The following is a 15,467-nucleotide window of genomic DNA, read 5'->3' as shown; positions in this document are numbered from 1 at the left end:
TCGCTATTGTATTTTTGTTAAAATGACAGGCAGATTTTGTATGGGGTTATGAAATGTAGGCTTGTTTTTCAAAAAAATTAAAAATTCTAAGATGTTTTCTTTTTTTAACAAAAAAACGCACATCGACCATATTGAATGGTTAGGTGTCGATATGCATTCACATTGGTTGCCAGGTATTGATGATGGTGCTAAGGATATGGCTACGGCATTAAATTTCATGAAAAGTCTGCAGGAACTGGGCTTTAAAAAACTGCTGGCTACACCTCATATTTTTACGGAATTGTATCCCAACGATAGGGTGATTATAGAAAACACTTTGGAAAGCACCAGCCAGGCTTTAACTGCGGCATCAATAAAGCTAGATATTGGTGCAGGAGCGGAATATATGGTGAATGAGGATTTTGAGATTACCAATAACCTTGTCTGTCTCCCCAACAAACATATTTTAATAGAGATGTCTTATGTTTCGGAAATGCCGAATATTGAGCAGATCATTTTCAATCTTCAGGTAAAAGGCTATGTAGTTATTTTAGCACATCCGGAACGTTATAGTTTTTATCAGGATAAACACCAGCGCTTTCATCGTTTCAAAGAAATGGGTGTGTTGTTTCAGTTGAATTTACTGTCCATTTCTGGTTATTATGGAAAGGATGTGAAAAGACTTGCAGAATACCTGCTTCAAAAGAATTATTATGATTTAGCCGGAACTGACCTACATCACGATAAACATTTACAGGCATTGAGGGTTGAAATCCAAAGTGGGCGCTTATTTGCTAAGCTAGGAAATGTTGATTTCAAGAATATGGAGCTGTTTTTCTAGCTAAATACCCATTTGTAGCTAGGTGTAATTGAAATTTAAAACGATTATTTTTGCTTTCACATGATTCTGGTGATTAAGCCGTTTTTTAGATCGAAATTACTATGATTAAAGTTTTGTTGTCAAGAAAATACCTTAATTATTTGGTTGTTTTCTCTATTATTTTACTGAGTTCTTGTTCTACGACAAAAAAAGTTCCTTATTTTCAGGATATTAATGCCAATGGTCAGTCTGATGTTGAAAATACTACCATTTTTAAGGGGCTAACTATAGATTCTGATGATATTTTGTCGATTTCATTGTTGACTGTTGATCCAAGTACGGGTATGCCGGTAAATCAATTGGCCGGTCAGCAGGTAAACAGTAATCTTGTCGCTGCAGTTCCTGCCGCGGGAAGCAGCAGTTCAGCTGCCAGCGGTTTCCTGGTAGATAAAAATGGTGAAGTAGACCTATCGATTATTGGTAAGGTAAAGGTTGCCGGATTAACCACGTATGAGGCGCGTGATCTACTAAAAACTAAGGCAGCTGTCTTTTATAAAGACCCCAATGTACAGGTCAGATATGCAAATTTCAAAGTGACTGTATTGGGGGAGGTGGCAAAACCATCTTCTTATATTCTTCCAAATGAAAAGGTGAGTGTGCTTGATGCCCTGGGGATGGCGGGTGACCTGACTATTTTCGGACGTAGGGAAAATGTATTGTTGATCAGAGATCATGATGGCAAGAAAGAGTTTGCAAGGTTAGACCTCAATTCCTCCCGGATTTTTGACAGTCCATATTATTATCTGAAACAGAATGATGTGATCTATGTGGAACCTAATAAGGGTAAAGCTGCCTCATTGAATCAGGCAAGAACACAAACTTTTGCTGTAATTGGAACCGTTCTTTCTGTTTTAATTGTGTTGTTTTCGAGGATTTAACCGCCATTACTTTATTAAACCGCTAGACTATAATAAATGAAGAACATAAATTCCGAAGATAAAATCGCGCATGAAAATTCAGATGGCCTGGATATTAAACAACTCCTATTACGCTTATTGGACAATTGGTATTGGATTGCGTTATCCGTATTCCTCTGTATGGCGCTTTCTTATTTGTATGGGAAATATAAAACGCCCTATTATAAAATTTCGGCAAGGGTTCTGGTAAATGATGAGAAAAAAGGATCGGGCTTGTCGGGTGGAGGAGATCTATTAGGTGACCTTGGAGGCCTTTTAGGAACAAAAAGTACAGTAGACAATGAAGCCGAGATTCTTAAAACCAGACACCTGATGGAAGAGGTGGTAAAGGACATGAACCTGAATGTTACCTATTATAGGAAAGGTGCAATCAAGAATGTAGAACTATATGAGTCCCCTTATCAAGTAAAAATCTTAACCCCCCAGGATACGATTAAGGCTACCGAAGTACAGGTGAGCTTTGTAGAAAAGGGAAAGGTGGCGATAACTGCCGATGGTCTGGACACTCTGGTTGCTTTTGATCGTTCCTTTACCATCCCGGAAGTAGGAGTAGTTCAGGTAGTAGAAAACCCAACTGTTCCTCCTGGTAATGAAAATTACAACTTTAAAATTATGTCTGTTGATGCCCGGGTAATTGACCTGATGACGGCATTAACTGTAGAAGTGAAGAATAAGCAGGTGACCATTATTGACCTGGCGCTGAACCATCCGGTACCCAAAAAAGGAGAAGATATTTTAGGGAAACTGATTGAAAAGTATGTAGAGGCCAACCTTAAGGATAAAAATGAGGTGGCGGATAGTACGGTGAAGTTTATTCAAAACCGATTGGTGCATATCAGTGGGGAGCTAGGTGGGCTGGAAGGTAACATTCAAAATTTCAAGCAGAAAAATAACCTGGCAGATATGTCAGAGCAGTCCAAACTATTGGTCCAGACTACCGGGCAATATGTCAATGAATTGGGAAAAATAGAAACCCAGATTAGTGTTTTAAGTAGTTTACAAGACTATTTGAAGGATGAAGGAAAGAACAAAAAAGTATTGCCAAGTTCATTGATTCCTACTGATATGGTATTCAATGGTGTTGTCGAGAAATATAATGCCCTGACTTTGGAAAGGGCTCGACGGATGATCGGGGTAACTGAATCCAACCCTTCCATCCAATTGATGGATAAGGAGATTGCCAATGCTAGAGCAGATATTGAAACTAATATTGGTAGTACGCTAAATGGTTTTGTGATTACTAGAAACCGCATTAATGATCAGATGAAAAAGGCGGAAGGCCAGGTGAGAAACGTTCCTCAGATGGAGCGAAATTACCTAAACCTCGCCAGACAACAACAGATCAAACAGGAGTTATATATCTTCCTGATGCAAAAAAGTGAAGAAACGGCGATTTCGAAAACGGCTAATATCGCAAACTCAAGAACCATAGATCCAGCTAAATCTGAGATCAAGCCCTTCAGTCCTAAAAAAGCCTTTGTTTATCTGTTTGGGCTGATTGCCGGATTGGCTATTCCCTTGGGCTTAATGTACCTGAAAGATCTCTTGAATGATAAGGTACAGCTCAAAGAAGATGTGACTAAGGCAACAAAAGCACCTGTGATTGGAGAGATTAGTCATCAGGACGAGAATATGGCCATTGCCAATAGTTCACGTTCCGCAATTTCAGAACAGTTCAGGGCATTGAGAACCAATCTTTCTTTTTTCTTTAAGAATAAAAATGAGAAAGTAATCCTTTTGACCAGTAGTATGTCGGGTGAAGGTAAGTCATTTATTGCCATCAATCTGGGACATATTCTTGCATTGGCAAATAAGAAAGTTTTATTGATGGAGCTGGATTTACGTAAGCCAGGACTTTCTGCGAAGTTGAAGCTTCCAGGTACGGTTGGATTTACCAATTATATCGCTAATCCTGAGTTAAAAATATCAGATATTATTATGCCCCTGAAAATTCAGGAGAACTTGTTTATGGTAAGCTCAGGCCCGATTCCTCCCAACCCGGCAGAGTTATTACTGAGTGAACGCACGCAATCGTTGATGGAAGAATTGAAAGAGCAATTTGATTACATCATTATTGACGCGCCACCAATCGGGATTGTAACTGATGCACAATTGATGGCTTCTTATGCAGATGTCTGCATCTATGTGGTGAGACAAAATTATACCCTAAAACAACAATTGACTATTGTTGAGGATTTGCAAAAGAGTCAAAAGATGAAAGGCTTAAGCATTGTGATTAATGATATCCAGGCTACTAAAGGATATGGTTATGGATACAGTTATGGAGACTATGGTACCAGTCCTCAGAAAACAGGTTTTTTTAGCAAATTATTCAAAACAAAATAACAATCATATCAAATGAAATCAGGAAATAAGGTAGTGATGAATATGGGCATATTATATGCCAGGATGTTGATCACCATGGGGATTTCATTATATGCAACGCGATTGGTTTTAACTGCGTTAGGGGCGACAGATTATGGACTTTTTAACTTGATTGCCGGATTGATTGCTATGCTTTCTTTTTTGAATACTGCGATGGCGACTTCTACTCAACGGTACTTGTCTTTTTATCAGGGGAAGAATGATCTGTCGATGCAGAAAAGAGTTTTTTCAAATAGTCTTGTTCTACATGTGGGAATTGGAATCCTCATTGTTGCGGGATTGGAAATCGCTGGTTTGTTTTTGTTCAATGGGTTTTTGAATATTCCTCAAGATAGAATTCATATTGCTCAATTGATTTATCATTTTATGTCCGTTACTGTTTTTTTTACAGTGGTTGCTGTACCTTTTACCGGGTCTTTGGTAGCGCATGAAAATATGCTTTGGGTAGCCGTTGTGAATGTGGTGGAAACATTGTTGAAATTGGGAATCGCCTATCTGTTATACATCGTTGCTCAGGATAAACTGGCTGTTTATGGTTTGTTGACTGCGGGGATCAGTATCATCAGTTTTTTAATGTATGCCATTTATTGCTTCCGTAAATATGAAGATTGTACTTTAAAGGGTGTCTTTGCAGTTGATACTAAATTGATGAAGGAGTTGAGCTCCTTTGCGGGATGGAATCTATTCGGCTCCTTATGTTCTTTAGGAAGGGCAGAGGGGCTGGCAATTTTATTAAATATCTTTTTAGGAACTGTAGTGAATGCTGCTTTTGGTATTGCTAATCAAGTAGCCGCACAATTGAACTTTTTTTCTTTTACGCTGCTTCGGGCCATCAATCCTCAGATTATGAAAAGTGAGGGTGCTGACAATCGTGAAAAAATGTTGAGGCTATCCATGATCGGAAGTAAGTTCGGATTCTTCTTACTGGCTTTTGTAGCTGTGCCATGCATTTTCGAGATGAACACTATCCTTAATTTATGGTTAACCAAAGTTCCAGAATACACTGTAGTTTTTTGCTCTTTAATGTTATGTGCTACTTTAATTAATCAGCTCACTATAGGTTTACAGTCTGCGGTACAGGCTACAGGGAAAGTAAAAGCCTATCAAATGGTTGTTGGTTCAGTTTTATTACTTGCCTTACCACTTGCTTACGTCCTGTTAAAGTTGGGTTACCCTCCCTATTATGTGTTTATTGGCTATTGTGTGGTAGAATTAATCGCCTGTACATTGAGACTGTTTTTTTTAAAAAGTATTGCGGGACTTTCCATTACCCTTTATTTCTCAAACGTTATTTATAAAATCATCATTCCCCTTTGTTTGCTGACACTTAGTTGTTATTTGTCGGTTTCCTACCTCCATTTTGAATTACGGTTTCTTTTTACCGGAATTAGCGGAGTCTTGGTCTTTGCAACAAGCATTTACCTTTTCGGTTTGTGTGAGGATGAGAAATCATTCCTGAAAAAGATGATTCCAACTTTGATTGATAAATGGCATGCGAACAAACAATTGAAACACACATAAAACCAACCAAATATAAACCGAGAATGAACTTCACCCGCGCCGAAAAAATAAAGATTTCGGCGCATTTAAGTAAAAGCCAATTTAAAAACTATAACACTCCGGATGAAAAATCTAATTAAAAAAATCGTTCCAAAATCAGCTAAAAGACTTTATCGAGCTAAGCAAACTCAGTTGTCGATTATTAAAGATTATGTATATGATTATCGGAAGTTTAAAAGAGAATCTGCTTCATTCAAGCTGAGAAGTAAAGAAATGATGCAGGCGTATATTCTTAAGGAGTATCACGCTGTGGAAAAAGGGTTGGCTCTGCGCGAACCACGTCCTGGATTTGGAGGACCAAGAATTGGGGCATTGGCAGATATCGTTGATGATTATGTTACGAAGTATGGAGTAGATGCAATTACGGATATGACCGTTTACACACTTCGTGAATACTTGAATTTTGATGAAGGTCATGCGCAGGTAGCGCCGGTGTTAAAGGATAAACTAGAGCGATTATTATTGCGCTGCGATGAATCTACGTTAAACAAGACTGGAGGTACAAAAATGGTCCCAAAGCAGGATATTATGGACAGTCTGAATTTTGATTACGAGCGTTTTTTTAAATCCAGAAATAGTGTTCGTGATTTTTCTGAGGAACCGGTACCAACAGCTACTATTTTAAAAGTCATCGATACCGCGAGGTATACCCCTTCAGTTTGTAACAGACAATCCTGGAAGGTATATGTGATTGAACATTCTAATGTAGAACTGAAGCGTAAACTTTTAAATGTACAAAATGGCAACAAGGGTTTTGGCGAGCATATAAGTTCTTTGATTGTGATCACCGGGAAGTTATCTTCTTTTTTTGCTTATGAGCGAAACCAGGTATATATCGATGGTGGCATGTTCGCGATGTCCATTGTCTTGGGCTTGCATGCTCAGGGATTAGGGGTTTGCTGCCTAAATACCAGTTATGCCAAAAAACAGTATGAAGCATTTACAAATTCCATGGAAATGGACAGCGACTGTGTCCCGATCATGTTTTTAGCTGTTGGTCAACTTAAAGACCGCTATAGTGTGGCTATTTCTGAGCGAAGGCCATTGACGGATATTGTTGAAGTAAGGTAATAGAATTAATTTTTAATATATAATTGATGAACAAGTTAAAAGAAGTATTTAAAGGGATTTATGTAGAATTATTCTGGACTTTAGCCCTTTTTTGTTCCCTTTTTGTGAAGGGTAAGAAGGATGCAAGGAAGATATTAGTGCTTCCTGCTGCCAATTTAAATGGAGGTTTTGGGGAAGATATTATGATCACTTCCTTTATCAATAACTTCGCAAATGATGCACAGGTTTGTATTCTAAATGGTCATAAAATCATTCGTGAAGATTACAGAACGATCAATAAGAATGTAGTGTTTCTAGATGGCTTTAATGAAAAGGTGAACTTTCTTAAACTATTGTTTCTGATTAAAGACTGTGCTTTAGTTTATGTTATTGGTGCGGATATTATGGATGGTACGTATCGGATTCACAATTCTATCAATCGCTTGAGGGTGATTGAGTTGGCACACCGCATTGGTGTGAAGGCCCAGATTTCCGGATTTAGTGTGAGTAAAAACATCCTTCCGGTAGTTAAAGCTAAATTTTCATCGGTATCAAAAGATGTTAAATTGAAAATCAGAGATGTGGAATCTTATGTAAGAATGAAAGATTTTATTCCTGCAGATCGATTGATTCTTACGAATGATATCGCTTTTATCTGTCCTGACCTCCCTGGAGTTTATCAAAGTAAAACTTATGAAGCTTATAAAAGATGGGTATCTGAGGTAAAGGCAAATGGTAAAACGGTAATTGGGGTTTGTCCGAATGCCATTCAGGCCAAAAAAATTGGGTTTGAGAACTACCTTTCTGGCTTCAAGAGTTTATTGGAAGGTTTTTTAGATACGGGTGATTATGCCTTCGTCTTTCTCTATCATGACATCAGGCCGATTTGCGATGAGGCTAGTGATAGTACCATCAGCTGTATTCTGGATGAATATTTTCTTCTTAAAGGTGTGGATTGCTTTTATACGGATCAAATCAAAAATGGGGTAGAGCTTAAAGGGTATGTTTCATTAGTTGATTTTACGATTACCGGAAGAATGCATTTGGGAATTTCAGGTCTTACTTATGCCAAGCCAATGTTTGGTGTTTCCTATGCCAATAAATTCGAGGGTATGGTGAAGCTGTTTGATATTGATCCAAATCTCTGTCTGATTGATTATGATAAGCTGGACAACTCAAAAGAAAAGATCCGCCTGTTTACACAAAATTTCTCTACTATTCAAGATTGTGTGAATAAGAACATTAGTAACGTAAAATTAGAAACAACCAATAACTATACGCATGGGTAAAGGAATATTATTATTTCTGATTATCTTCTGCTATATCTTTAGATCGGTAGTCCTTAAATCTAAAAATAAGGATACTAAATTTTTGTGGGTCAGCTTTTTTATCTTTTGTATTCCATTTGAATTTGGAAAAGCATTAAACACCCCGAAATTCAATGAGATAGCTGGAACAGTGCAACCGATTTATATGATTTCCTTAACCATAGGATTGATTATGGCGGTATTACCTTCCGCAAAAAGGAGATGGATGAGATATTCCTTTAAACTAAATAACTGGGTCAACTGTGTTGGCCTGCTATTGATATTGTCTTTTCTGAATCCTTATAATTCGTTCCCTACAGGAACTTGGGTGATGGCCATCTTCTTCTTGTCAAACATACTTTTGTTTAAACTACTCAGTAGCTTTTTGAGCATGGAGGATGTATTGAATGGTCTTTTTGATGGCTTGATGCTGCTGACCGGGGCACAATTTTTTCTGGCCATCTGTTTTCCGGTATTGGGGATTTCTGCGGTGACGAAGTTGTTTCATGAATCTGCAGAGATTTGGGCGACCAGGTTGGATACGAGAAGCGGAGCCGTAGGGTTCTTTAACCATCCTGGCAGATTGGCTCTGTTTATGGTGATTACGGCTGCCTTTTTTCTGTCGACTTATCTTTATGATTTTAGAAAAAAGACAAGTAAGCTCGCTTTGGTCCTATGTGTTCTGATCATTTTTCTGACCTATTCCAGGACCTCTTATCTTGCCCTCATTATCACACTTTCTGCCTGTTATTATCTAAATAAGAATGCGCATAAGAATCTTTTTTCTGTTGGCAATATTTTGAAGTTTGTTGTGCCAACGGTATTGGCATTGGTTTATCTGATTGCCTATTCTCCTTTAAGTGAACTTTTCATGGGGAGTGATTCTTCTGATCAGTACGACAACAGGATGGTACATTGGCTGATGGCGATCCATTTATTTAATGCTTCTCCAATTATTGGGGTAGGATTGAATGGACACCTTTCTTACCTCTCACAACACCTAGGTATCGTAAATCAAATGACAACTGATGATTTCTTTGCCATAAATCCCATCCATAACATTCACTTGATTGTCCTTGCTGAAGTCGGGATTTTGGGCATGATCTTATGGCTTGGCTTTTTATTTGGCAATATCTTTAAAGCTAAAAAAGAAATTAGTGAGGGGCACAATGAAATCCTTTCCCTCAGTATGATTGGCTTATTTATCGCCTACATTATTTATGGACTTAGCGGTTGGGCGCCATTCTCAACAGCCATTTTACCCATATTTCTTTTCATCACCTTTTTTTCAATTAAATATAGACAACAATGAGGAAGATATTAATTGTTACTCCCTATATGCCATTTCCTCTAAATTCGGGAGGTAGGATTGCCCAATTCGAATTCGATAATGAGTTGCGCCATCATTTTGACATGACCATTGCTTTTACCATGAAAGCTGCGGATCAAAAAGATTTAGAGCAGTTGAAGGTATTGTGGCCGAATGTGAAGTTTAAGCCTTACCTGATTACAGAACAATCTCTTTCGGGTAAGTTTAGTTCAATTCTATTTCGCTTTTCTGAATTTTCAAATCGCTTAATAGGTAAAGGAGTGTTTTCAGCTTTTTGTAAAACAAATTTAGATCGCCTGCTTAAAGTAAACACGACGCTTTTCAGGTCCAAAAGTTTTGGCTTTCCACGTGGTTTTATTGATCATTTCCGGAATGTTCTGTTGGAGAATAATTTTGAATTCGTACAGGTTGAATTTCATCAACTCATCTCTTTTGCAAAATACATTCCACGTAGTTCTTATCGGATTTTTGTGCATCATGAGTTACGTTTTGTAAGGGAAAAAAGAGAATTGGATCTTTTTAGTTTTCAATCCACTTTTCTAAACAGCGTCTATAAGAAGAACAAGTCATTTGAACTTTCTGCCTTGGAGAAATATGATATGGTCTGTACACTTTCAGAGGTAGATAAGGTCATTCTAGGAAAGAACCTGAAAAAGGCAAGACTGGTTTCTTCTCCTGTTCCTATTAAGGCTTTGAGTTCTGGAATGAATTATTCTTTTGATCATAAGCTAGTCTTTTTAGGTGGCGAGGATCATTTTCCAAATAAAGAGGGCTTGGATTGGTTTCTAAGAAATTGCTGGACTGGATTGAAATCAAATTATCCCCAGTTGGAGTTGTTGGTGATCGGAAAATGGCATCAGGAGAGTATAGATGAATACGAAGCTCAGGTAGGTTCGGTTAATTTTATGGGTTATGTGGAAGACTTGTCTGCTGCATTAGCAAATAGCATTTTTATTGTCCCAATTCGTATAGGTAGTGGTATTCGGATGAAGATCATTGAGGCGGTGAATATGGGCATTCCATTCGTTTCTACTGAAGTAGGGGTAGAGGGTTTGTGTTTTAAAAATGGGAAGGACTGTTTAATTGGAAATACTGCTCAGGAGTTTTGTTCTTCAATTGCCAAACTTATTGAATCTGATGATTTAGGAAACCGCTTGTCCAAAACTGCGCTTGATACCTTAAATGAAGAGAATTCTTATCAAAAGCTGATGGACAGAAGATTGGCCATTTACAATTAAACTAAATGAAAAATTTTGAAAAACAGTCGCCATTAACTCATCCAAATGTAAGGTCCACTATGACAAATTTACCAACCTCTAAACCAAAGTTACTCGTTTTAATTGTGTTGTATAAAAAGATGATTTCCGAATCTCCAACGATTAAAACGCTATTGCTACAGCAAAGGGATTTGTTTGAGTTGGAGTTGGTGATTTGGGATAATAGTCCGGAAAAATGCCCGGATGCTCAAATCAATAAACTTGAAAGGGATTTTGGTCAATTTCAATATTGTTGGACAGCAGAAAACACTTGGTTGTCTAAGCTTTATAATCAAGTACTGACAGCCAATACTTATGATTATGCTTTGTTGTTAGATCAGGATACGGAGATTCCACTTTATTATTTTGATAAGCTGAATGACGCCCTTTTTAAATATCCGAAGGTTGCTCTTTTTCTGCCTTTAGTACTTCATAAGGAAAAAGTTGTTAGCCCTGGTTCTTGGGTTTATTTCAAAGGAAAGCATTGGGGAAAAATAAAAACAGGCCTTATTCCAGCGAAAAATGTACTGGCCATTACTAGTGGTATGGTGATCTCTGCAAAAGTGTTTCTTGTTCATAAGATGAAATTCGATGAACGGTTAAGCCTTTATGGAATTGATACAAGTTTTATGCTCAACTTTTCAAAATTTGAAAAGGAGCTGTATGTATTATCCATCAAATTCGATCATGATACGGTATTGTGGTCGAACCCTTCTGCAGATGTCATGTTAGGACGATTTAGAAATTTGAAAAGTACCTGGCCTAAGATTTTGTCGGACAGGCCAGTAGCACGGATGCTGGTTTATTTTTATAGTATGGCAGTCTCTTTTAAACTGGCGCTTAAATATCAGGATGTCAGGTTTTTGAAATAAGTTTTTTCTTGATTCAGTGATGATGGTTTGAATATCATTGAAATATACCTTTTAAAATAAAATCGCTTAATAATGAATATTATTTGTGTACACCAGAGTGCTGATATGTATGGTTCCGACAGGAGTTTTTTGCAGGTTATTAATTACCTGAGCCTGTCACCCAACTATAAAAAGATCGCTGTTATTCTTCCGAGAAATGGCCCTTTGGTTAAGGAGCTTGAAAAATTAAAGGTAGAAATCATTTTTATGAACCTTTCTTTATTAAGTAAAACTTATCTAATGAAACTTCAATGGGGGAAAATAATTTTCCCTTTGTTTTCATTTCCCTCCAAAAAGAGATTGTTTGACCAGTATGATGTGGTCTATGTGAATACTTCAGTAATTCTTGATTTTTACCTGTTAGCCCCTTTTCTGAAGCAGATGAAAATTATTCATATCCGAGAGATTCCAAATAGTATGTTGAGTAAGGTACTGTCTTTCTTTTTGAAATTTTCGAAAGCGAAAATCATATTCAATTCCCAATCTACGCTAAACAGCTTCGCTCCTTTAGCCCAAAGTTTGGTGATTCATAATGCATTTGAAGGCTTTGCCAAAAAGGACTTAGAGGAAATGGCTATAATTTATATGCAAAAAGAAGCTTTGGTTGCTAGCAATGAAATTTCCGAAAATGAGGGCTTTAGTCATGAAACGGAAAGAGATGGTTCTACGTATAAAGAATTGAAAAAGGCACCATTAAAGGTGTTGTTAATTGGTCGAATCAATAGTTGGAAGGGCCAGGATTTTGCCATTGAAGCATTGGCTGGGATTGCTCATGCTGATGTACTGTTAAGAATCGTTGGGAGTACCTCTGCTGGAAATGAAGAGATGGTGTCGGATTTAAAGAAAAAGGTCAATCTTTTAGGTCTAAGCGACAAAGTTGAGTTTATGGATTTCGTTTCGGATACGGCGGATGTTTATAGCTGGTCTGATGTTGCAATTGTCCCAAGTACCAGGCCTGAACCATTTGGTCGAATTGCCATTGAGGCCATGAGTTTAAGTAAGCCGGTTATTGCAGCGAATCATGGAGGCTTACCCGAAATTATTGAGCATGGACACAGTGGCTTTTTATTTGAGCCAAATAATAAAGCTGAGTTTATCCTTGCACTTCGCCAATATCTTGAGAATCCTGAACTATTAATAAAACATGGTGGGAATGCAAAAAAGGTGTTTGAGGAAAAATTCTCTTTGAATGGTTTTTATAAAAAATTGGACGAAGCCTTTAATAATGAACTGGCCCAATAAAGAAATGCCTTAAGATAGATGCCCATCTTAAACTTGTAATCACATCAGATGAAAAAGACAATATTCTACTCTTTTCTAGCTTTTTTGACATTATCCACTGCAGCTCAAGCACCTGTTTATGGACAGCAAAAGGGCGCTCAGCTAAAAGTTGGGGCTTATTATTTTGATGGATGGACTGGTAAAACAAACCATATTACCGAGTCATTAACTGAAAATTATAAGGAGCGCGCTCCTGTTTGGGGTTGGGTAACTAGTAAGCCTGCAATCATGTCTAAACAAATAACTGCTGCGGTGAATGCGGATCTTGATTTTTTTACCTTTTGCTGGTATTATTCTGAGCTTTCTAAGAAAAACCTGGAAGAACCCAGAAATAATGCACTTCGGCTATTTGTCAGTTCAAAAGATAAGCAAGGATTGAAATTCAATTTATTGGTGGCTAATCATTATGGATATATCATCGGTCCCGCTGACTGGGGTAGGGTTTCAAAAATATGGCTCGATCTTTTTGAAAAGGACACGTATTTGAAGTTTAATGAGAAGCCCCTGATTACCTTTTTAAGTTTAAAGATGCTCATGAGTTCATTTGGATCCAGTGCAAAGATTAAATCGGCCTTGGGTCAATTGAGAACTGCTGCAAAGAACAGAGGTTTAAAAGGGCTAAACATCGGGATTAGTCTGGCGCCAAATGAAAAGGAAATTTCATTGGCTAAAGAATGTGGATTTGACGTGTTAACAGGGTATAACTATCATGATCAAACTTTAGTTACGGGACAATCTGTTAGCTCAATCTCTGTAATAAGTAAACGTGAAAAAGTAGTCTGGTCTCAGTTCCTGAAATTTGGGATGCCTTATATCCCTGTAAGCACTTTAAACTGGGACCCGCGTCCATGGGATGAAATGAATAAAATAGGAAGGCCTTCTCCTCATTTTAAAGGGTATGGTCCCGCATCAGTCTTTCAGTCTGTTAAAGGATTGAAGGATTGGATTATTGAAAATAATCCTACCAGATCAAATGATCAGATTGCTGTACTCTATGCTTGGAATGAGTACGGAGAGGGGGCATGGTTGACACCATCAGTTATTTATAAAAATGGACTTTTAGATGCCGTTAAAAAGGCACTTATAAACTAATTAGGTAATGAAAATAATATTTCAATCGATTATCAGGAGGAGAAATCCTGCTTTCACATTTGATGAAAACATCAGTAGCCGAACCTTGTTTAATCTGGCAATCAGTAAAAGTTTTGACCTTTTAAGAGGTGTGTTATTCCAGGTTTTTCATTTTAAAAAACCTAAACCTCTCTTTTTAGGCAGAAGGGTGACGACTTTTAATAACCATCATATTAACATTGGAAAATGGGTCAAAATTGATACTGGTGTTTATTTGAGCGGTTTGGGAAGAGGAAAACTTATCATTGGAGATTCTTCTGGGATTGGAGCCTATTCACAATTGATCATTTCTACCTCCTTTAACAATTTAGGTGCATTTATTCATATTGGGAAACGAGTAGGCATTGGGCAATTTGCCAGTATTGGTGGATCTGGAGGCGTTTCCATTGGGAATAATACCATCATTGGACAATATTTTAGTTGTCACCCAGAAAATCACAATTACAGTGATCCAAATAAACTGATTAAAGATCAAGGGACTACCCGCGCTAAAATTACTATTGGGGAGAACTGTTGGATAGGTGCTAAGGTGACTATTCTTGCTGGAGTCTCGATCGGAGATAATTCAATTATAGCTGCGGGAGCGGTGGTCAACAAAAGTATGCCTGCAAATTCTATTATAGCCGGAGTTCCTGCACGCGTGATTAAAGGGATCTATGAATAGTAAAGAAAGTAGGAATATCTTATGAAAAGCTGCGCTCTGACCATGAGCGTAACCATGATAGCAATCTTTATAATGATCATAAAAGGAGTGTAAATAAAACGGAAGAAAGATGTTTAACAATAAGAGATTTTTTAAATATAACGCCCCGATTGTCTTTTGTATATTGATTTTAAGCAGCACTGTTAGTGTTCAGGGGCAGCGTTTATCGGATGCTCCCCAAAAAGTATTGATTCTGGGTAATAGCATTACCTGGCATGGGGCAAAACCAGCTGTGGGTTGGTCGGGTAACTGGGGAATGGCAGCGAGTGCTGCAGAAAAAGATTTCGTTCACCTGTTGCAATCAAGGATCAAGGTATTGAGTCCTCAAACGATTTTTAAATCTGCAAATATTGCCGATTCTTTTGAAAGGAAATTCTGGAATTATGACGCCAGGGATTTCGAGAAATTTAGAGATTGGAATCCAGATCTGTTTGTATTGGAAATTGGAGAGAACATCAACGATACCTTGGCTGTAAAACACTTGTTGGCTGAACACCTGGATCGTTTTGTAGCAGAAATATCCGGAGGAAAGGATATTAAAGTTTGCCTGGTAGGTAGTTTCTGGCCAAATCTACAGGTTGATAAGATCATGAAGGCGGCCTGTATCCGCAACAATTGGATCTATGTAGATCTTCAGGGGCTTTATAAAGAAAGAGATAAAAATACCGCTATTCTGCAGTATCAAAATCGAGGAGTGGGGATGCATCCTTCGGATATTGGAATGGAAAATATAGCAAATAGGATCTGGAATGAAATACAACAATTATTTAAGTAATC

13 protein-coding genes are annotated in these 15,467 nt (G+C 37.7%); all 13 read left to right on the top strand.

The annotated features are described in order from the left end of the window. Positions 1-91: 91 nt before the first annotated feature. Positions 92-820, top strand: coding sequence for a tyrosine-protein phosphatase (locus R2S10_RS20240; protein ID WP_316842234.1), 729 nt, complete (start codon positions 92-94; stop codon positions 818-820). Between the two features lie 101 nt (positions 821-921). Next, complete coding sequence (locus R2S10_RS20235) at positions 922-1,737, top strand: polysaccharide biosynthesis/export family protein (protein ID WP_316842233.1); 816 nt, start codon at positions 922-924, stop codon at positions 1,735-1,737. Between the two features lie 36 nt (positions 1,738-1,773). Beyond that, positions 1,774-4,122 (top strand): polysaccharide biosynthesis tyrosine autokinase, encoded by a 2,349-nt coding sequence (locus tag R2S10_RS20230; protein WP_316842232.1) that lies wholly within the window; start codon positions 1,774-1,776, stop codon positions 4,120-4,122. Positions 4,123-4,134: 12 nt separating this feature from the next. Then, positions 4,135-5,682, top strand: a complete 1,548-nt coding sequence (locus R2S10_RS20225) for a hypothetical protein (RefSeq protein ID WP_316842231.1) — start codon at positions 4,135-4,137, stop codon at positions 5,680-5,682. 102 nt (positions 5,683-5,784) lie between these two features. Then, the gene (locus R2S10_RS20220; RefSeq protein WP_316842230.1) at positions 5,785-6,792 is read left to right on the top strand and encodes a nitroreductase family protein; all 1,008 of its coding nucleotides are present in this window, start codon (positions 5,785-5,787) and stop codon (positions 6,790-6,792) included. A 26-nt stretch (positions 6,793-6,818) separates the two neighbouring features. Then, complete coding sequence (locus R2S10_RS20215) at positions 6,819-8,060, top strand: polysaccharide pyruvyl transferase family protein (protein WP_316842229.1); 1,242 nt, start codon at positions 6,819-6,821, stop codon at positions 8,058-8,060. An 82-nt stretch (positions 8,061-8,142) separates the two neighbouring features. Further along, entirely contained in the window at positions 8,143-9,390 is a 1,248-nt protein-coding gene (locus tag R2S10_RS20210) for an O-antigen ligase family protein (protein WP_316842228.1), read from the top strand. Next, on the top strand, positions 9,387-10,646 hold the full coding sequence (locus tag R2S10_RS20205; RefSeq protein WP_316842227.1) for a glycosyltransferase: 1,260 nt from the start codon (positions 9,387-9,389) through the stop codon (positions 10,644-10,646). The genes R2S10_RS20210 and R2S10_RS20205 overlap by 4 nt, the downstream gene beginning before the upstream one ends. Before the next feature lie 5 nt (positions 10,647-10,651). Beyond that, complete coding sequence (locus tag R2S10_RS20200) at positions 10,652-11,536, top strand: glycosyltransferase (RefSeq protein ID WP_316842226.1); 885 nt, start codon at positions 10,652-10,654, stop codon at positions 11,534-11,536. Between the two features lie 72 nt (positions 11,537-11,608). Next, on the top strand, positions 11,609-12,817 hold the full coding sequence (locus R2S10_RS20195) for a glycosyltransferase family 4 protein (protein ID WP_316842225.1): 1,209 nt from the start codon (positions 11,609-11,611) through the stop codon (positions 12,815-12,817). A gap of 48 nt (positions 12,818-12,865) precedes the next feature. Continuing rightward, positions 12,866-13,948 carry a glycoside hydrolase family 99-like domain-containing protein gene (locus R2S10_RS20190; protein WP_316842224.1) on the top strand — a complete coding sequence of 361 codons (1,083 nt, stop codon included), beginning with the start codon at positions 12,866-12,868 and terminating at the stop codon, positions 13,946-13,948. 7 nt (positions 13,949-13,955) lie between these two features. Next, the gene (locus tag R2S10_RS20185) at positions 13,956-14,651 is read left to right on the top strand and encodes an acyltransferase (protein WP_316842223.1); all 696 of its coding nucleotides are present in this window, start codon (positions 13,956-13,958) and stop codon (positions 14,649-14,651) included. Between the two features lie 109 nt (positions 14,652-14,760). Further along, positions 14,761-15,465, top strand: a complete 705-nt coding sequence (locus tag R2S10_RS20180) for an SGNH/GDSL hydrolase family protein (RefSeq protein ID WP_316842222.1) — start codon at positions 14,761-14,763, stop codon at positions 15,463-15,465. The last annotated feature ends 2 nt before the right edge of the window (positions 15,466-15,467 follow it).

Source organism: Pedobacter gandavensis (genome assembly GCF_032678745.1).
Classification (GTDB): domain Bacteria; phylum Bacteroidota; class Bacteroidia; order Sphingobacteriales; family Sphingobacteriaceae; genus Pedobacter; species Pedobacter gandavensis_C.
Note: the sequence above shows the minus strand (reverse complement) of the source record. Positions and strands in the feature narration are given on the sequence as shown.

Bases quoted from the DNA above. Each gene is read 5' to 3' on its own strand.
- R2S10_RS20205 (WP_316842227.1), top strand. From the start codon at position 9,387: ATGAGGAAGATATTAATTGTTACTCCCTATATGCCATTTCCTCTAAAT.
- R2S10_RS20185 (WP_316842223.1), top strand. From the start codon at position 13,956: ATGAAAATAATATTTCAATCGATTATCAGGAGGAGAAATCCTGCTTTC.
- R2S10_RS20190 (WP_316842224.1), top strand. From the start codon at position 12,866: ATGAAAAAGACAATATTCTACTCTTTTCTAGCTTTTTTGACATTATCC.
- R2S10_RS20200 (WP_316842226.1), top strand. From the start codon at position 10,652: ATGAAAAATTTTGAAAAACAGTCGCCATTAACTCATCCAAATGTAAGG.
- R2S10_RS20215 (WP_316842229.1), top strand. From the start codon at position 6,819: ATGAACAAGTTAAAAGAAGTATTTAAAGGGATTTATGTAGAATTATTC.
- R2S10_RS20235 (WP_316842233.1), top strand. From the start codon at position 922: ATGATTAAAGTTTTGTTGTCAAGAAAATACCTTAATTATTTGGTTGTT.
- R2S10_RS20225 (WP_316842231.1), top strand. From the start codon at position 4,135: ATGAAATCAGGAAATAAGGTAGTGATGAATATGGGCATATTATATGCC.
- R2S10_RS20220 (WP_316842230.1), top strand. From the start codon at position 5,785: ATGAAAAATCTAATTAAAAAAATCGTTCCAAAATCAGCTAAAAGACTT.
- R2S10_RS20230 (WP_316842232.1), top strand. From the start codon at position 1,774: ATGAAGAACATAAATTCCGAAGATAAAATCGCGCATGAAAATTCAGAT.
- R2S10_RS20180 (WP_316842222.1), top strand. From the start codon at position 14,761: ATGTTTAACAATAAGAGATTTTTTAAATATAACGCCCCGATTGTCTTT.
- R2S10_RS20195 (WP_316842225.1), top strand. From the start codon at position 11,609: ATGAATATTATTTGTGTACACCAGAGTGCTGATATGTATGGTTCCGAC.
- R2S10_RS20240 (WP_316842234.1), top strand. From the start codon at position 92: ATGTTTTCTTTTTTTAACAAAAAAACGCACATCGACCATATTGAATGG.